This window comes from Streptomyces sp. Y1 (assembly GCF_041053115.1).
Classification (GTDB): domain Bacteria; phylum Actinomycetota; class Actinomycetes; order Streptomycetales; family Streptomycetaceae; genus Kitasatospora; species Kitasatospora rubellomurina.
Genome location: NZ_CP163445.1, coordinates 4,877,427 through 4,893,713 on the forward strand (window position 1 = coordinate 4,877,427; position 16,287 = coordinate 4,893,713).

General features: G+C 72.4%; 16 protein-coding genes and 1 tRNA gene. 11 read left to right on the plus strand and 6 right to left on the minus strand.

The genetic code is table 11. From position 1 onward, the window contains the following. Positions 1-67: 67 nt before the first annotated feature. The gene (locus AB2U05_RS21090; protein ID WP_052706327.1) at positions 68-466 is read left to right on the plus strand and encodes a hypothetical protein; all 399 of its coding nucleotides are present in this window, start codon (positions 68-70) and stop codon (positions 464-466) included. Positions 467-500: 34 nt separating this feature from the next. Then, positions 501-1,106, plus strand: a complete 606-nt coding sequence (rdgB, locus tag AB2U05_RS21095; protein ID WP_045704313.1) for an RdgB/HAM1 family non-canonical purine NTP pyrophosphatase — start codon at positions 501-503, stop codon at positions 1,104-1,106. Positions 1,107-1,172: 66 nt separating this feature from the next. Here the strand turns inward: rdgB and AB2U05_RS21100 are convergent. Together AB2U05_RS21100 and AB2U05_RS21105 are read right to left on the minus strand one after the other, a co-directional pair. Continuing rightward, positions 1,173-1,247: transfer RNA gene (locus AB2U05_RS21100), tRNA-Leu, on the minus strand. Between the two features lie 63 nt (positions 1,248-1,310). Beyond that, positions 1,311-2,171: an HNH endonuclease gene (locus tag AB2U05_RS21105; protein WP_369183944.1), complete on the minus strand. Its 861-nt coding sequence runs from the start codon at positions 2,169-2,171 to the stop codon at positions 1,311-1,313. 314 nt (positions 2,172-2,485) lie between these two features. Between AB2U05_RS21105 and AB2U05_RS21110 the strand changes: the two genes are divergently transcribed. After that, positions 2,486-4,798, plus strand: a complete 2,313-nt coding sequence (locus tag AB2U05_RS21110) for a glycosyl hydrolase family 18 protein (RefSeq protein WP_369185975.1) — start codon at positions 2,486-2,488, stop codon at positions 4,796-4,798. A gap of 86 nt (positions 4,799-4,884) precedes the next feature. On the opposite strand, the gene bcp is transcribed toward AB2U05_RS21110, so the two are convergent. Continuing rightward, positions 4,885-5,361, minus strand: coding sequence for a thioredoxin-dependent thiol peroxidase (bcp, locus tag AB2U05_RS21115; RefSeq protein WP_369183945.1), 477 nt, complete (start codon positions 5,359-5,361; stop codon positions 4,885-4,887). 157 nt (positions 5,362-5,518) lie between these two features. Here bcp and AB2U05_RS21120 point away from each other — a divergent pair, with 157 nt between their 5' ends. Continuing rightward, on the plus strand, positions 5,519-5,860 hold the full coding sequence (locus tag AB2U05_RS21120) for a DUF3618 domain-containing protein (protein WP_045704322.1): 342 nt from the start codon (positions 5,519-5,521) through the stop codon (positions 5,858-5,860). A 239-nt stretch (positions 5,861-6,099) separates the two neighbouring features. Further along, positions 6,100-6,402, plus strand: coding sequence for a co-chaperone GroES (locus AB2U05_RS21125; RefSeq protein WP_244179055.1), 303 nt, complete (start codon positions 6,100-6,102; stop codon positions 6,400-6,402). Positions 6,403-6,408: 6 nt separating this feature from the next. Here the strand turns inward: AB2U05_RS21125 and AB2U05_RS21130 are convergent, their stop codons facing one another. Then, positions 6,409-7,128, minus strand: coding sequence for an SDR family oxidoreductase (locus AB2U05_RS21130; protein WP_369183946.1), 720 nt, complete (start codon positions 7,126-7,128; stop codon positions 6,409-6,411). Between the two features lie 130 nt (positions 7,129-7,258). On the opposite strand from AB2U05_RS21130, the gene AB2U05_RS21135 reads away from it, so the two are divergent. Together AB2U05_RS21135 and AB2U05_RS21140 are read left to right on the plus strand one after the other, a co-directional pair. After that, entirely contained in the window at positions 7,259-8,158 is a 900-nt protein-coding gene (locus AB2U05_RS21135; protein WP_369183947.1) for a LysR family transcriptional regulator, read from the plus strand. After that, positions 8,155-9,330: a winged helix DNA-binding domain-containing protein gene (locus tag AB2U05_RS21140; protein WP_045704330.1), complete on the plus strand. Its 1,176-nt coding sequence runs from the start codon at positions 8,155-8,157 to the stop codon at positions 9,328-9,330. Before AB2U05_RS21135 ends, AB2U05_RS21140 begins: the two co-directional genes overlap by 4 nt. A gap of 15 nt (positions 9,331-9,345) precedes the next feature. On the opposite strand, the gene AB2U05_RS21145 is transcribed toward AB2U05_RS21140, so the two are convergent. Beyond that, entirely contained in the window at positions 9,346-11,658 is a 2,313-nt protein-coding gene (locus AB2U05_RS21145) for a transglycosylase domain-containing protein (protein WP_369183948.1), read from the minus strand. A 276-nt stretch (positions 11,659-11,934) separates the two neighbouring features. Between AB2U05_RS21145 and AB2U05_RS21150 the strand changes: the two genes are divergently transcribed. From AB2U05_RS21150 to AB2U05_RS21160, 3 genes are read left to right on the plus strand one after another with little or no spacing between them, the layout of a single operon-like run. Next, a complete protein-coding gene (locus AB2U05_RS21150) occupies positions 11,935-12,732 on the plus strand; it encodes an ABC-2 family transporter protein (RefSeq protein WP_045698761.1) in 798 nt (265 codons plus the stop codon). Then, positions 12,725-13,570: an ABC transporter permease gene (locus tag AB2U05_RS21155; RefSeq protein ID WP_369183949.1), complete on the plus strand. Its 846-nt coding sequence runs from the start codon at positions 12,725-12,727 to the stop codon at positions 13,568-13,570. Before AB2U05_RS21150 ends, AB2U05_RS21155 begins: the two co-directional genes overlap by 8 nt. Positions 13,571-13,594: 24 nt before the next feature. Further along, positions 13,595-14,554 (plus strand): ATP-binding cassette domain-containing protein, encoded by a 960-nt coding sequence (locus AB2U05_RS21160; protein ID WP_045711696.1) that lies wholly within the window; start codon positions 13,595-13,597, stop codon positions 14,552-14,554. A 33-nt stretch (positions 14,555-14,587) separates the two neighbouring features. On the opposite strand, the gene AB2U05_RS21165 is transcribed toward AB2U05_RS21160, so the two are convergent. Further along, positions 14,588-14,869 (minus strand): hypothetical protein, encoded by a 282-nt coding sequence (locus AB2U05_RS21165; protein ID WP_369183950.1) that lies wholly within the window; start codon positions 14,867-14,869, stop codon positions 14,588-14,590. Between the two features lie 118 nt (positions 14,870-14,987). On the opposite strand from AB2U05_RS21165, the gene AB2U05_RS21170 reads away from it, so the two are divergent. Beyond that, positions 14,988-16,220, plus strand: coding sequence for a glycosyltransferase family 2 protein (locus tag AB2U05_RS21170; RefSeq protein WP_369183951.1), 1,233 nt, complete (start codon positions 14,988-14,990; stop codon positions 16,218-16,220). Positions 16,221-16,287 lie beyond the last annotated feature (67 nt).

The window sequence follows — 16,287 nt, forward strand, 5'->3', positions numbered from 1 at the left end:
TGCGGGAACCGCGCACCACCGAGCGCGCGTCCTTCCCACGGAACCCGCGCCCGCTCAGGAGGACCGGATGGATCGGATGCCGTCGAGCATCGCCCGCCCCGCCGCACTCGCCGTGGCCGGCCTGATCGTGATCCTCCCGCTCAGCATCGTGAGCTGCTCCGCCGCGCAGAAGGCCCTCGACTGCGGCAACACCGCCGTGAAGATCACCGGCGACCTCGCCGACGTCACCAAGGCCTACGACAACGCGAGCAACGACTCCGCCGCCGCCGGCAAGGCGCTCCAGAAGCTCAAGACCGACCTCGACCAGGTCGGCAGGAACTCCAAGAACACCGACGTCGCCAAGGCCGTCGCCGACCTGCGCAAGCAGACCGACAAGGTCCAGCAGGCCGTCGACCGCGGCGAGGCCCCCGACCTCAAGCCCCTCGGCGACGCCGCCGGCAACCTCACCTCCGTCTGCGGCAGCTGACGGCCCGGCGGCGGTGATGGGTAGGGTGGGCGATATGTCCACCCGATTGATCCTCGCCACCCGTAACCAGCACAAGGTCGCCGAACTCCGCGCCATCCTCGGCGAGGCCGGCCTGGACGTCGAACTCGTCGGCGCCGACGCCTACCCCGAGATCCCGGACGTCCCCGAGACCGGCGTCACCTTCGCCGAGAACGCCCTCCTCAAGGCCCACGCCCTCGCCCGCGCCACCGGCCTGCCCGCCGTCGCCGACGACTCCGGCCTCTGCGTGGACGTCCTGGGCGGCGCGCCCGGCATCCTCTCCGCCCGCTGGGCCGGCAAGCACGGCGACGACCGCGCCAACCTCGACCTGCTGCTCGCCCAGCTCTCCGACATCGCCGAACCGCACCGCGGCGCCCACTTCTTCTGCGCCGCCGCCCTCGCCCTGCCGGACGGCACCGAACGCGTCGTCGAGGGCCGCCTCCTCGGCACCCTGCGGACGGCCCCCGCCGGCGACGGCGGCTTCGGCTACGACCCGATCCTCCAGCCCCTCGGCGAAACCCGCACCTGCGCGGAGCTGACCGCCGCCGAGAAGAACGCCATCAGCCACCGCGGCCAGGCCTTCAGGGCCCTGGCCCCGGTGGTCAAGGAGCTGCTGGGCTGACACCCCGCAGGAACGAGGACGGCCCGCTTCCCTTCGATTCGAAGGGAAGCGGGCCATTTCACTCGGTACGCCCGGTGGGACTCGAACCCACGACCCTGCGGACCTAAACCGCAGCCCTCTCGCCAGCTGGGGTACGGGCGCACGCCAGACCAAGCCTACCGGTAGATGGAATCGACCGAGGCGCTTTTCTCGTCCGGCGGGCGGCTAGGCGGCGGCGTCGCCCCCGGTTGCGGTGTGGTTCTTGTTCCGACCACAGTAGGTCGGTGTGATGGAGTGACAGTTGGGGCAGAGCAGCCGGAGGTTCTCGCGCCGGTTGTCGAGCCAGTCGCCGTTCACGTGGTCGACCTCCAGGGTCATCGGTCGCCCGCGCCAAGTCGGGGGAGTGCCGCACTCCTCGCAGACGTCGGGATGCCCGATGTGCACGAGCATGGTCCGAAGTCGCTCGCCCGGAACGCGCTGGCTTCCCGGTGGGCGCCGCACCAGCAACTCCTCGGCCGTGCGCCGTGGTCCGGTCTTCAGGCCCTTGTTGTGAGCCCGCCCGGTGAAGTGGCCGGTGTCGAGCCGATGGAGGTCGATGGCCTCCCGCACCAGCGTCCGCGTGCTGCCGCAGTCGGTCATCCCCAGGGCGAGGATCACGCCACGGATGCTTCGGGATGCGGCGACGGCCTCTGTGAGGGGGCCCTGCGGAATGGCTTCGACTCTGCTGCGGCCGTCGCCCCTGAACCTGAAGTGTGAGGTGTCGATGTCGAATTCGGCCAGGCGCTTCTTCAGGTACGCGTAGAGGCTGTCGTACGGGGTGACGCCCAGGTAGGTCATGATCCCGTTGATGCTGTCGCTGTTTGCGGCCGCCTCGGCCAACGCCTCTCGCGAGTAGCGGCGGCGCCCGTAGTCGGGCCTGGCGTGGTTGAAGTGCGAGATGTCGATGCCGTAGTGCCGGAGCCGCCTGCTCAGGTAGCTGTGCGTGCCGCCCGCCATCGGCACGCCGAGCTTGCGCATCATCTCGTTGACGCTGCTGGATTCGGCCGCGAGCTCGGCGAGCAGCTCGCGGGTGTACTTGACCGGCATGGTCGTCCCCTTCGGGCAGTTGTGTGCCCGTCCCCCGGTGTGCGAACGATCGGCGGTGGGTTTGGTTACGGGTTGCCGGATGTTTAGGCGCTGATGACCAATTGGTACAGACCTATTGACCTCTGTGGTTCAGACCACATAGCTTCGGCGCCAATTGAAATCCCCCACGTGCGTGTTGCCCCACAGGCATGCGCGGACACTCTCTCCTGGAGGACCGAGTGTTGATCCGAAGGACTGCGCAGCGGCGTCCCACCGCCGTTGGGCGAAGGGTCGGTGCGGTGTCGTTGGCGGCGGCGTCGGTGGCCGGGCTGGTGATGGCGACGCTGGGTGCGGCGCCGTCGCAGGCGTCGGCGGCCGTCGACAACGCGGCGTGTCGGCCGGACGGGCTGTACCGGACCCCGGGCGTCGACGTCCCGTACTGCTCGGTCTACGACACCGGCGGGCGCGAGAAGATGGGCGCGGACCACCAGCGCCGCATCATCGGGTACTTCACCGGCTGGCGCACCGGCAAGAAGGGCGACCAGCCGTACCTGGTCAGCGACATCCCCTGGGACAAGGTGACCCACCTCAACTACGCCTTCGGGCACGTCGGCGGCGACAACAAGCTGTCGGTGGGCGCGGACGGTCCGACGAACGAGGCGACCGGGATCGACTTCCCGGGCGTGCCGGCGGCGCAGTTGGACCCGACGCTGCCGTACAAGGGCCACTTCAACCTGCTGACGAAGTTCAAGAAGCAGTACCCGAACGTCAAGACCCTGATCTCGGTGGGTGGTTGGACCGAGACCGGCGGGTACTTCGACGACGGCGGGAGCCGGGTGAACTCCGGCGGCTTCTACTCGATGACCGTGAACCCGGACGGCAGCGTCAACCAGGCGGGCATCGACACCTTCGCCGCTTCGTCCGTGGACTTCATCCGCAAGTACGGCTTCAACGGCGTCGACATCGACTACGAGTACCCGACCTCGATGAAGGACGCCGGCAACCCGCTGGACTGGCAGCTGGCGAACGCCAAGCGCGGTTCGCTGGCCAAGGGCTACGCGGCGCTGATGAAGACGCTGCGGGAGAGCCTGGACAAGGCCGGTGCCGCGGACGGCAGGCACTACCTGCTGTCGGTGGCGGCCCCGTCCTCCGGGTACCTGCTGCGCGGCATGGAGACCTTCCAGGTGGCGCAGTACCTGGACTACGTCAACATCATGTCGTACGACCTGCACGGCGCCTGGAACAAGTACGTCGGCCCGAACGCCTCGCTGTTCGACGACGGCAAGGACGGCGAGCTGGCGGCGGCCAACGTGTACGGCACCGGGCAGTACGGCGGCATCGGCTACCTGAACGCGGACTGGGCGTACCACTACTTCCGCGGCGCGCTGCCGGGCGGCCGGATCAACGTCGGACTGCCGTACTACACGCGCGGGTTCAAGAACGTGCAGGGCGGTACGAACGGCCTGTGGGGCACCGCCGCGGCGACCACCTGCCCGGCCGGTTCGGGCCTGACGGCCTGCGGCGACGGCGCGGTCGGCATCGACAACATCTGGAACGACAAGGACGACGCGGGCAAGGAGTCCCCGGCCGGGTCGAACCCGATGTGGCACGCGAAGAACCTGGAGAAGGGCATCCTGCCCGACTACCTCTCCAAGTACGGCGTGACGGACACCGCGCTGCAGGGCACCTACACCCGCAACTACAGCGACACCCTGGTGGCGCCGTGGCTGTGGAACGACGCCAAGAAGGTCTTCCTGTCCACCGAGGACGAGCAGTCGGTGGGCGCGAAGGCGGACTACATCGTCAACCAGGGCGCCGGCGGCGCGATGATCTGGGAGCTGGCGGGCGACTACCGGTGGGACGCGACGGCCAACGGCGGCAAGGGCGAGTACGTGCCCGGCAACACGCTGACCTCGCTGATGTACGACCGGTTCAAGGCGGCGAGCCCGTACGGCGCGGTCCGTTCGACGGTGCCGCTGCCGGCGCAGACCCTGCCGGTGGACGTGTCGTTCACCAACTTCGCGCTGGGCGACTCGAACTACCCGATCAACCCGAAGCTGCACATCGTCAACAACTCGACGCTGACCCTGCCGGGCGGCACGGAGTTCCAGTTCGACTACAGCAACTCGGCGCCGGGCAACGCCAAGGACCAGTCGGGCTTCGGCCTGCAGGTGATCCGGCAGGACAACCCGGGCCCGGGCAACGCGGGCGGTCTGAAGGGGACGTACAACCGGGTGTCGGTCAAGCTGCCGGGCTGGCAGTCGCTGGCGCCGGGCGCGTCGGTGGACATGGACTTCGTCTACTACCTGCCGGTGTCGACGCCGTCGAACTGGACGGTCAACGTGGGCGGCACGCTGTACGGGATCAGGGGCGACCTGACCCGGGGTGCGGTGGACGGCGGCACGCCGACCCCGACGACCCCGCCGACGACGCCGCCGACGACGCCCCCGACCACGCCTCCCACGACGCCGCCGACCACGCCGGCCGGCTGCGCGGGTGCGCCGGGCTGGGACGCGGGTGCCACCTACGCGACGCCCACCAAGGTCTCCTGGAAGGGCCACTACTACCAGAACAAGTGGTGGACCAAGGGCGACGACCCCACGGCCAGTGGCGCGTGGGGGGTCTGGAGCGACCTCGGGGCCTGCTGACCTGACGGCGGCCCGCCGGGGTGAGGAACGGCGGTGGCGGCGCACCCGGTCGGGGGGTGTGCCGCCACCGCTGCTTGGTCAGGAGCTCAGGAGGTCTCGACCTTGAGGTCGCGCAGCAGCTTGGCGACGTGCCCGGTGGCCTTCACGTTGTAGAGCGCGTGCTCGACCTTGCCCTGCTCGTCCACGATCACGGTCGAGCGGATGACGCCGGTGACGGTCTTGCCGTAGAGCTTCTTCTCGCCGAAGGCGCCGTACGCCTCCAGCACCTTCTTCTCCGGGTCGGAGACCAGGGTGACCTTGAGGTCCTCGGTGTCGCGGAACTTGCCGAGCTTCTCCGGCTTGTCGGGGGAGACGCCGATGACGTCGTAGCCGGCGGCGGCGAGGACGTCCAGGTTGTCGGTGAAGTCGCAGGCCTGCTTGGTGCAGCCGGGGGTGAGCGCGGCCGGGTAGAAGTAGACGATGACCTTGCGGCCCAGGTGGTCGGCGAGCGACACCTGGTTGCCGTCGGCGTCGGGCAGGCTGAAGGCGGGTGCGGTGTCGCCGGGCTGGAGACGCTCACTCACGGTCGTACTCTCCTGGGGGCTGGGACGGGCGGTCGTACCACGGCAAACTTACCTCCGTTGGTGGGTGGGGCCGCGCGGCGCCGTCCGGGAGCTGAGAGACTGGGTCGGTCGTGCTGGACGACCAGGACGACCACGGCGAGTGAATGGGGTGGCCCGAGTGGGCGAGGCGAGCACGCAGGACAAGTCGGCGCGGACGACCGCCCAGATCGAGGCGGACATCGAGCGGACCCGCACCCAGCTGGCGTCGACCCTGGACGAGCTGGCCATGCGCGTGCACCCGAGCACGATCAGCGCCCAGATGAAGGCGAAGGCGTCGGCCGTGGTCGAGGAGAAGACCGCCAAGGCGTACGTGGCCGCGAGCGGCCTGCTGGAGCAGGTCCGGGCGAACTTCGTGGACGAGAAGGGGCAGCCGCGCAAGGAGCGGATCATTCCCGTCGCGGCGGTCGGCGTCGGCATCGTGCTGCTGCTGGCCTCCCGCCGCAAGCGCCGCGAGGCCTGAGCGGGGCCCGAGCGTGGCCCGAGGGGGCCCGAACGAGTACGCGGAAGGCCGGGCGCACACCGCGCCCGGCCTTGCGCGTACCCGGCGTCGCGGCGTCGACTGCCGGGCTGGCGTCACGCTCCGCGCCCGGGAGCGGTACCTTCGGGACCGTGAGTACGAACGACGAAGCGACCCGCTCCTCCTCCTCCGACCACGAGCCCGCCCGGCACGACCGGCTGGGCGAGAAGCTGCCGATCCGGATGCTGCACGACCGCGTGCTGGTGCGCACCGAGGGCAGCGAGGGCGAGCGCCGTTCCACCGGCGGCATCCTGATCCCGGCGACGGCGGAGCTGTCCAAGCGCTGTACCTGGGCCGAGGCGGTCGCGGTGGGGCAGAGCGTGCGCTCGGTGGAGCCGGGTGACCGCGTCCTGTACGACCCGGAGGACAAGCTGGAGGTGGAGGTCCGCGGCGCCACCTACGTGCTGCTGCGCGAGCGCGACCTGCACGCGGTGGCGGCGGGCCGCTTCGGCGACACCGAGGGGTCGACGGGCCTCTACCTGTAGGGGCGGTTACGCGAGCAGCCCGCCGCCGTCGACGGTGACCACGCTGCCGGTGGCGAAGCGCTGTTCCATCAGGTACGCGTAGGCCTCCGCGGTGTCCTCGGGGTCGCCGATCCGCCCGAGCGGGAGGGCGGCGGCGGTCTGCGCGTAGAGCTGTTCGCGGTCGGCCTCGGGCAGGCCGGACCAGAGCGGGGTGCGGACCATCCCGGCGCGGACGGCGTTGACCCGGATCGGGGCGAGTTCCACGGCGAGCGCGCGGACCAGCGCCTCGACCGCGCCGCAGATGCTCGCGGGGACGCTCCAGCCGGGGACGGGGCGCAGGCCGGCGGTGCCGGAGGTGAGGGTGATCGAGCCGCCGGGGCGCAGCCGCGGGGTGGCGGCGCGGACGGCGTCGAGGGCGCCGAAGTAGCGCAGGGTGAAGAGCCGGCGGGCGGCGTCGAGGTCCATGGTGTCGACGGTGAGCAGGGCGAGCGGGTCGCCGGCGGTGTAGACGAGGTGGTCGAGCGGGCCGAGGCGGTCGAACAGGTCGGTGACCTGGTGGCTGTCGGTGAGGTCGGCGGTCTCGGCGGCGGTGCCGGCGGGCAGGGTGGCGAGGGCGCGTTCGGCGCTGTCGGGTCGGCTGGAGACGACGGTGACGCGGGCGCCGCGTTCGGCGGCGAGGGCGGCGGTGGCGAGGCCGATGCCGGAGGTGCCGCCGAGGACGGCGACGTGCTGGTCCTTGAGGGACATGGTGGTGGTGCCTTTCCTTGTGCTGCCGGGGAGTTGTATCGATCGTGCGCCGGGTGGCGCGGTGGCGTCCAAGACCTGTTCGGCCGGCTGTCATACCCTCGGGGTATCAGCGGGGAGTCGGGGGTGGCGGGTGGACGTCGATCTGCGGAAGCTGCGGTACTTCGTGGCGGTGGCGCGGGAGTTGCACTTCGGTCGGGCGGCGGCCCGGTTGCACATCGCGCAGCCGGTGTTGTCGCGGCAGATCCGGGCGCTGGAGGCGGAGTTCGGTGCGATGTTGTTCCGGCGTGACCGGCGGTCGACCGAACTGACGGACGCGGGGCGGCAGTTGCTGGAGGACGCGCCGCCGTTGCTGGCGGCGGCGGAGGCGTTGCGTCGGCGGGTGGCGCGGTCGGGCGGGGGCGAGGGGCCGGCCGGGTTCGTGGTGGGGTTCATGCCGGGGCTGACGGTGACGGCGGCGGTGCGGGCGATGCGCGGGCGGCATCCGGGGCTGGCGGTGGAGGTGGTGCGGACGTCGTGGGCCGATCAGGCGCGGGTGGTGCTGGACGGCCGGGTGGACGTCTCGTTCGTGCGGTTGCCGGTGGACGGGCGGGGGCTGGTGGTGCGTCCGCTGTTCGAGGAGCCGCGGGTGGCGGTGCTGCCGGCGGGGCACCGGCTGGCGGGTGAGGTGTCGGTGCCGATGGCGGAGCTGGGCGGGGAGGTGCTGCTGCAGGATCCGGACTTCGTGCCGGAGTGGCGGGACCTTCCCGGGGTGACGGTGGCGTCGCGGCCGCGGGCGGACACGGTGGAGGAGAAGCTGGAGTACGTGGCGGCGGGGGAGGGGATGGTGGTGCTGCCGTGGTCGATGGCGGCCTTCTACACCCGTTCGGACGTGGTGCACGTGCCGGTGTCGGACGTCGCGCCGCACCGGGTGTGTCTGGCCTGGGCGGCGGGGCGGACGTCCCCGCTGCTCGCCGGGTTCGCGGAGCTGGCGGAGCGGGAGCACGCGCAGCGGGGCGAGGTGTCGGTGGGGGGCGTTAGGGTCCGGGCATGACTGCAGCTGTGCCGGTGATCGGTGAGGTGGAGCGTCGGGCCCGGTTGGGTCGGCGGTTGCTGCTGGAGCCCGCGGTGCGGGCGGCGCGGGTGGAGGCCGTGGCGGACGCGGTGGTCGGGCTGCACGCGACGGACGCGGCGACGGTGTACCTGTCGGCGTGCGCCCGGTTGGCGGAGCCTTCGGCGGCGGAGGTGGAGCGGGCGCTGTACGAGGACGTCTCGCTGGTGAAGCTGCTGTCGATGCGGCGGACGATCTTCGCGGTGACGGAGGGCTTCGCGCCGTACGTGAGCTCGGGGGCGGCGCGGGCGATCGCGGTGAAGGAGCGGGCGACGCTGCTGAAGCACCTGCGGGAGCACGCGGTGGGCTGGGACGAGGCCCGGCTGGCGGCGACGGAGCGCGAGGTGCTGGCGGCGCTGGCGGCGCGCGGCGAGGCGACGACGAAGGAGCTCGGCGACGACGTCCCGCAGTTGCGCGAGACGATGCTGATGTCGGCGGGCAAGGCGTACGAGGCGAAGCAGAGCGTGGGCAGTCGGCTGCTGCGGCTGCTGGCCTCGGACGGGCACGTGCGCCGGTGCCGTCCGCGCGGGTCGTGGGTGAGCAGCGTCTATCCGTGGGCGCCGGTGCCGCAGTGGCCGGACGTGCCGGTGCGGGAGGCGAAGGCGGAGGTGGTGCGGCGCTGGCTGGCGTCGTACGGGCCGGGAACGGTCGAGGACGTGAAGTGGTGGACGGGCTGGACGCTGGGGGACGTCCGGCGGGCGCTGGCGGACGTGGGCGCGCGGGACGTGGCGCTGGCGGACGGCGCGGCCGCGCTGGTGCTGCCGGGGGACGTCGGGGCGACGGCGGATCCGCAGCCGTGGGCGGCGCTGCTGCCGGCGCTGGATCCGGCGGTGATGGGCTGGCGGGGCCGGGACTGGTACCTGCGGCCGGAGGACGTGCCGGCGCTGTTCGACCGGGCGGGGAACGCCGGGCCGACGGTGTGGTGGTGCGGCGAGGTGGTGGGCGGCTGGGCGCAGCGGGCGGACGGCGAGGTGGTGTGGCGGCTGTTCCGGGACGTGGGGGCGGACGGGCGGGCGGCGGTCGCGGCGGAGGCGGCGCGGTTGGCGGGCTGGTTGGGGGAGGTGCGGGTGACGCCGCGGTTCCGTACGGCGCTGGAGCGGGAGCTGGTGAGGTGACCGGGCCCGCTCGCCCTATCCGCTGACGGCCGGGGTGGCGGCCCCGGTGGGCCCGCCGGTGGCGGTGGGCGGGTTGGTGGGCCGTTCGGGCCGGGTCGGGGTGGGCCTGGGGGCGGGGGTGGGCTGGTCCGGGCTGGGGGTGGGCTGCGGGTTCTGCGGGCTGGGGGCGGCGGGGCCGGGGGCGGTGGGGGCGGCCGGGGCGTCGGGGGTGTGCTCGGGGGCGTGGGTGGGGGCCGGCTCGGCGCTGGTGGGGGCGGCGCTGGGGGTGGCGCTGGGGCTGCTGGTGCCGGTGGCGGTGGGCCAGTTGCCGGTGTCCTGGTTGCCGCGGCCGTTCTGCAGGTCGAACTGCTGGGTGGGGGTGCCGTCGAGGGCGGCGGCCATGTAGGCGGTCCAGATCTTGGTGGGGAAGGCGCCGCCGTTGATCCGGGTGAGGCCTGCGGTGCCGGCGAGCGGTTCCTTGGCGTGGGTCTTCGGGTTCTCGCGGAACAGGCCCACGGTGGTGGTGAGTTCGGGGGTGTAGCCGGCGAACCAGGCGGAGAGGTTGGAGTCGGTGGTGCCGGTCTTGCCGGCGGCGGGGCGGCCGAGGTCGAGGGCGGCGGCGCCGGTGCCGCGGGGGCTGACGACGTCGCGCAGGACGTCGGTGACGTTGTCGGCGACGTTGCGGCCGACGGCGTCGGTGGCCTTGTGCTCGGGCATCTTGGGGACGTCGACGGCGCCGCCGGGGTTGACGCGTTCGAGCTTGAGGACGGACCACGGGGTGTGTGCCTGGCCGTGGTTGGCGAGGGTGGCGTAGGCGCCGGCGAGGTCGAGGGCGCTGGGGGTGGCGGTGCCGAGGGTCATGGAGGTGTTGGCGGGGTCCATGCCGCGGACGCTGTCGGGGATGCCGAGTTTGACGGCGGTGTCGCGGACCCGGGCGAGGCCGGCGTCGACGCCTTCCTGGGCGTAGACGGAGTTGACGGACTTCACCATGGCGTAGCGCAGGGTGATGCTGCCGTAGTCGACGCCGTCCTCGTTGGGCGGGGCGTACGGGGTGGGGCCGCCGGTGACGGCGCGTTCGCTGCTGCCGTCGTAGCGGCTCTCGGTGGTGATGGGGCGGCCGTCGAGGGTGTGCTGGGCGACCAGGCCGGCGGCGAGGTCGATGGGCTTGAAGGTGGAGCCGATCTGGTTGTCCTGGCGCAGGGCGTCGTTGAAGGGCTGCTTGGCGTAGTCGGGGCCGCCGTAGACGGCGACGACGCGGCCGGTGGCGGGTTCGACGGAGGCGCCGGCGACGCGGACGTCGGTGTCGGTGTCGGGGCGCTTCTGGGGGTCGAGTTCGTCGGTGAGTTCGTCCTGGACGGCTTTGACGAAGGCGTCCTGCTTGGGCTTGTCGAAGGTGGTGGTGATGCGCCAGCCGCCGGCTTTGAGGGTGGCGGCGTCGATGGTGCCGGTGGAGACGAGGTAGTCGTCGGCGACGCCGACGAGGTACCCGGCCTGGCCGGAGAGGCCGGTGGCGGGGTGGGGGTCGAGCGGTTCGGGGAAGGTGGTGGCGGCGCGGTCGGCGGCGGTGAGGAAGCCCATCTGGACCATGCCGTCGAGGGTGTAGTTCCAGCGGGCGACGGCCTTCTCGCGGTTGGCGGGGGTGGCGGTCTTGACGTCGTAGATGCTGGGGGCCTGGAGCAGGGAGGCGAGGTAGGCGCCCTGGCCGAGGGTGAGCTGGGAGGCGTCGACGCCGTAGTAGGCGCGGGCGGCGCTCTGGATGCCGTAGGCGCCGCGGCCGTAGTAGCTGCTGTTGAGGTAGCCGGCGAGGATCTCGTTCTTGCTGCGCTGCTGGTCGACCTTGAGGGCGATGAGGAGTTCGCGGCCCTTGCGTTCGACGGTGCGGTCCTGGGTCAGGTAGTAGTTCTTGACGTACTGCTGGGTGATGGTGGAGCCGCCCTGCATGCCCTTGCCGGTGAGGCTGTTCCAGCCGGCGCGGAGCATGCCCTTCAGGTCGATGCCGCGGTTCTGGTAGAAGGTGCGGTCCTCGGCGGAGACGACGGCCTGCTGGGTCTGCAGCGGGATCTGGTCGATGGTGACGTCGGTGCGGTTGACGGCGCCGGTGCGGGCGATCTCGGTGGTGCCGTCGGCGTAGAGGTAGATGTTGTTCTGCGCGACGGCGTGGGCGTTGGGGTCGGGCACCGGGACGATCACGTAGAGCACGGCGAAGGCGCCGACCGCGAGCAGCAGCAGGCCGGTGAGGGTGCCGAGGGTGATCCGCCAGGTGGGGAGCAGCCGGCGCCAGCGGGGGAGGGCGCGGCGGGCCGCGCGGCGGGCGGCTCGTTTGGCCTGGCGTCGGGTCGCGATGCTCATGCCGCGATTATGTGCTATTTGACGTGCGATCAGTGTCGGGCGGGGTGGGTGCGCGGCTCCGGGAAAACCGGGTGCGGGCCCGGGAGCCCGGCGGTACGGTGAAAGATGCAAACCGCATAGCGAACCCGTTTCGGCAGCTCCGCCCGTTCGGCCCGGTACCCCCGGGGTCGGCCGGTCGGAGCCGTTGGGGCGTGCGCGGACGCCGTCGGCACCGGTCGGGCGTCCGCCCGTCGAGGCGTACCTCTCTGCGCCCACATTTGTCGATAAGGAGACAATATGCTCTACGCCGCCGTGGCTCGCGGCGCCTTCCGCCGCTACTCCACCTATCGGGCCGCCACCCTGGCCGGCACCTTCACCAACACCGTCTTCGGCGTCATCCTGGCCTCCTCCTTCCTCGCCCTCTGGCAGGCCCGCCCGCACCTCGGCGGCTACGACCAGAGCCAGGCCGTCACCTACATCTGGGTCAGCCAGGGCCTGCTGGTCACCGTCGCCGTCTGGGGCGGCGGCTTCCAGGACGAGGTGCAGGACCGCTTCCGCAGCGGCGACATCGCCGTCGACCTCTACCGCCCGGTTGACTTCCAGGGCTGGTGGCTGGCCACCGACCTCGGCCGGGCCGGCTTCCAGGTGCTCGTCCGCGGCACCGTGCCGCTGCTGTTCGGCGCCCTGGTGTTCCGCACGCGGATGCCCGAACAGCCACTGACCTGGGTGTTCTTCCTGCTCTCGGTGCTGCTCGCGGTGCTGGTCAGCTTCGGCATCCGGTTCCTGGTCTCGATCACCGGCTTCTGGCTGCACGACTCGGACGGGATCCGCTCGGTGATGGTGGTGGTCTCGATGTTCTTCTCCGGGATGCTGCTGCCGATCGCCCTCTTCCCCGGCTGGCTCGGCACGCTCGGCGAGGCGCTGCCCTGGGCCTCGCTCGTCAAGGTGCCCACCGACGTCTTCCTCGAACGGTCCTCCGGCGCCACGCTGGCCGGCGCGCTCGGCTTCCAACTCGGCTGGGCCGCCGCCCTGCTGGCCGCCGGCCGGGGCGCGCAGTGGCTCGCCACCCGCAAGGTGGTGGTGCAGGGTGGCTGAGCAGCTGATCGTCGCGGACGGCCTCGCCGCCCGTACGGCCTGGGCCGTCCGCTCCTGGTGGCTCTGCGCCCGGATGTGGATGCGCTCGATGGCGGCCTACCGGGCCTCCTACGTGCTGGGCGTGTTCTCCGGCATCGCGATCCACGCGCTCGACTTCGCCGTGCTGGTGATCATGTTCCTGCACACCGACACCCTCGGCGGCTGGAGCCTGCCGGAGATCGCCTTCCTCTACGGCACCTCCGCCCTCTCCCTCGGCGTCGCCAACCTGCTGGTCGGCTCGGCCGACGCGCTCGGCCAGCGGATCGTCGCCGGCACCCTGGACAGCATGCTCGTGCGGCCCGCGCCCGCGCTCTCCCAGCTGTGCGCCGAACGCTTCTCGCTGCGCCGCCTCGGCCGCCCGCTCCAGGCCGCGATCGTGCTCGTCTGGGCGCTGACGGCCCTCGACGTGCACTGGACCTGGGACCGGGTGCTGCTGGTGCCCGTCCTGCTGGTCTGCGGCACCGCCATCTTCGGCGCGGTCTTCGTCGGCGGCGCCACCGTGCAGTTCTGGTGGGGCGAGTCCAAGGAGATCCAGAACTCCTTCACCTACGGCGGCGCCACCCTGCTGCAGTACCCGCCGACCGTCTTCGCCAAGGAACTCGTCGCCGGCGTCGTCTTCGGCATCCCGCTGGCCTTCGTCAACTGGCTGCCCAGCCTGCGCATCCTCGACCGGCCCGACCCGCTCGGCCTGCCCACCGCCTTCCAGTACGCCTCGCCGGTCGCCGCCGCGCTCTGCGTCACCGCCGCCGGGCTCGCCTGGCGGGCCGGGCTGCGCGCCTACCGCGGCACCGGCAGCTGAACCCTCCTCCCGTAAGGAAGAACCGTGGCACTGATCGAACTCCAGGACGTCCGCCGCAGCTTCACCGTGCGCACCCGGACCGGCCGGTTCAGCCGGACCAAGCGCGAGGTGCGCGCCGTGGACGGGCTCAGCTTCACCGTCGAGGCCGGCGAGTGCGTCGGCTACATCGGCCCCAACGGCGCCGGCAAGTCCACCACCATCAAGATGCTCACCGGCATCCTCGTCCCCAGCAGCGGCCGGCTGCGCGTCGCCGGCGTCGACCCGGCCCGCGAGCGCGTCGCGCTGGCCCGCCGGATCGGCGTCGTCTTCGGGCAGCGCACCACCCTGTGGTGGGACCTGCCGCTGCGCGACTCCTTCGAACTCGCCCGCCGGATCTACCGCATCCCCGACCAGCGCTACCGCGCCAACCTCGACCGCTGCATCGGCCTGCTCGACCTCGGCGGCCTGCTGGACACCCCGGTGCGCCAGCTGTCGCTCGGCCAGCGGATGCGCGGCGACCTCGCCGCGGCGCTGCTGCACGACCCGCAGGTGCTCTACCTGGACGAGCCGACCATCGGCCTCGACGTGGTCAGCAAGGGCCGGGTGCGGGAGTTCCTGCGCGAGGTCAACCGCGAGCAGGGCACCACCGTGCTGCTCACCACCCACGACCTGACCGACATCGAACAGCTCTGCGGTCGGGTGATGGTGATCGACCACGGCCGGGTGGTCCACGACGGCGGCCTGGACGGGCTGCACGCCGCCGGGCGCAGCGAACGCACCCTGGTGGTCGACCTCGCCGAGGCCCGGCCCCCGATCGAGGTGCCCGGCGCCCGGGTGGCGAAGGTCGACGGGCCGCGCCAGTGGCTGGCCTTCCCGGCGCAGGAGAGCGCGGCGCCGATCGTCGCGGCGGTGGCCGCGCGGTACCCGCTGGTGGACCTGTCCGTGCGCGAGCCGGCCATCGAGGACGTGATCGCGCGGATGTACGCGGAGGTCGCCATCGGCTGAGCGGGGGCGCTGCTGCTGAGCCGGGGAAGCCCGTCAGTCGGTGAGGAGCAGCAGCAGCGCGGCGCCGCCCGCCAGGACGCGGGAGGCGGCGCCGTCGACGTACCCGGCGACGGGCCCCGAGCGGTGGTCGCGGTGGACGTAGCCGCCCCCGTCGACGAAGCCCACGACGGGCCCCGAGCGGTGGTCGCGGTGGACGTAGCCGCCCCCGTCGACGAAGCCCACGACGGGCCCCGAGCGGTGGTCGCGGTGGACGTAGCCGCCCCCGTCGACGTAACCCTCGACGGGCCCCGAGCGGTGGTCGCGGTGCACGTACACGTCGTTCCCCCTGTCGCCGAAGACCGTCACCGATACGGGTGACGGACGTGACCCTCCACGAGCGTGTCGAGTTGACCATGCGTCACACGCCGCACCAGGACCGGAGGCCCGCCGCCCGATGACCGTACCCGACGTGACCGTGGTGGTCGCGGTCTACAACACCCTGCCCTACCTCACCGCCTGCCTGGACTCGCTGGTCGGGCAGTCCCTGGCGCAGCAGCCGGGCCGGATGGAGGTGGTGGCCGTCGACGACGGCTCCACGGACGGCGGCGGGGAGCTGCTGGACGAGTACGCCGCCCGCCACCCCGGGCTGTTCCGGGTGGTGCACCAGGCCAACTCCGGCGGCCCGGCGGCCCCCACCAACCGTGCCCTGGACCTGGCCCGCGGCCGCTACGTGCTCTTCCTGGGCGCGGACGACTGGCTCGGCGAGGAGGCCCTCGAACGCCTGGTGGCCGCCGCCGACGCCTGGGGCTCGGACGTCGTGGTGCCCAAGCAGGTCGGCGTGAACGGCCGACTGGTGCCGCAGGGCATCTTCCACGCCGACGCCGAGTCCGTCCGCTTCACCGACTCCGCCCTGGCCTGGGCCCTGGCCGACACCAAGCTCTTCCGGCTCGACCTGATCCGCCGCCACGGGCTGCGCCGCGACGAGACGCTCAAGGTCTTCTCCGACCAGCCGTTCACCCTCGAAGCCTGCCTGCGCGCCCGCAAGGTCTCCGTCCTCGCCTCCTACGACTGCTACCACCTCGTCCTGCGCGAGGACCGGGGCAACGTCACCGAGCGCGCCGGGGTGCTGGACCGGCTGCGCGGGATCGCCGCGCTCCAGCAGGTCGCCGCCGGACTCGCCGAGCCGGGCGGGGAGCTGGACGCCATCCGGGCCCGTAGCTTCGCCTGGGACGTGCCCCGGCTGCTGGCCGACGGCTTCCTGCTGCTGGACGGCGCGGAGCAGGGCCGGGTGTGCGCCGAGGTGGCCCGGCTGGTCGAGCGCTTCGGCGCCCGCGAGGTCTACGACCGGCTGCCCGTCGCCGTCCGGCTGCGGCTCGAACTCGCCGCCGCCGGACGGCCGGAGGCGCTGCGCGACCAGATCCGCTACGAGGCCGCGCACGGCGAGCCGCCGGCCGTCCGCGACGGGCGGCGGCACTACGCGGGCTACCCGGCGTTCCGGGACGCCCGGCTCGGCCTGCCGGACGAGCTGTTCCTGCTGCGCGAGGAGCCGCCCGCCGTGGCCGCCGTGCCGCTCAACCTCGCCCAGCAGCTGTGGCGCGGCCTCGTCCCCGAGCAACTGCGGCGCGGGCTGCGCCGCCACTCCGTGTGGCGGCGGCTGGCCGACTCGGTGAACGGGGGCCGGGGATGAGGCCGGACGGAAACCCGGACGTGGGTACGGACGTGGGCAAGGACGGGAGCCCGGACGTGGGTACGGA

Coding starts and splice junctions, on each gene's coding strand:
- AB2U05_RS21130 (WP_369183946.1), bottom strand. CDS start 7,128: ATGTCCCTCAAGGACCAGCACGTCGCCGTCCTCGGCGGCACCTCCGGC.
- AB2U05_RS21140 (WP_045704330.1), top strand. CDS start 8,155: ATGACTGCAGCTGTGCCGGTGATCGGTGAGGTGGAGCGTCGGGCCCGG.
- AB2U05_RS21170 (WP_369183951.1), top strand. CDS start 14,988: ATGACCGTACCCGACGTGACCGTGGTGGTCGCGGTCTACAACACCCTG.
- AB2U05_RS21090 (WP_052706327.1), top strand. CDS start 68: ATGGATCGGATGCCGTCGAGCATCGCCCGCCCCGCCGCACTCGCCGTG.
- AB2U05_RS21110 (WP_369185975.1), top strand. CDS start 2,486: ATGGCGACGCTGGGTGCGGCGCCGTCGCAGGCGTCGGCGGCCGTCGAC.
- AB2U05_RS21150 (WP_045698761.1), top strand. CDS start 11,935: ATGCTCTACGCCGCCGTGGCTCGCGGCGCCTTCCGCCGCTACTCCACC.
- rdgB (WP_045704313.1), top strand. CDS start 501: ATGTCCACCCGATTGATCCTCGCCACCCGTAACCAGCACAAGGTCGCC.
- AB2U05_RS21105 (WP_369183944.1), bottom strand. CDS start 2,171: ATGCCGGTCAAGTACACCCGCGAGCTGCTCGCCGAGCTCGCGGCCGAA.
- AB2U05_RS21145 (WP_369183948.1), bottom strand. CDS start 11,658: ATGAGCATCGCGACCCGACGCCAGGCCAAACGAGCCGCCCGCCGCGCG.
- AB2U05_RS21125 (WP_244179055.1), top strand. CDS start 6,100: ATGCTGCACGACCGCGTGCTGGTGCGCACCGAGGGCAGCGAGGGCGAG.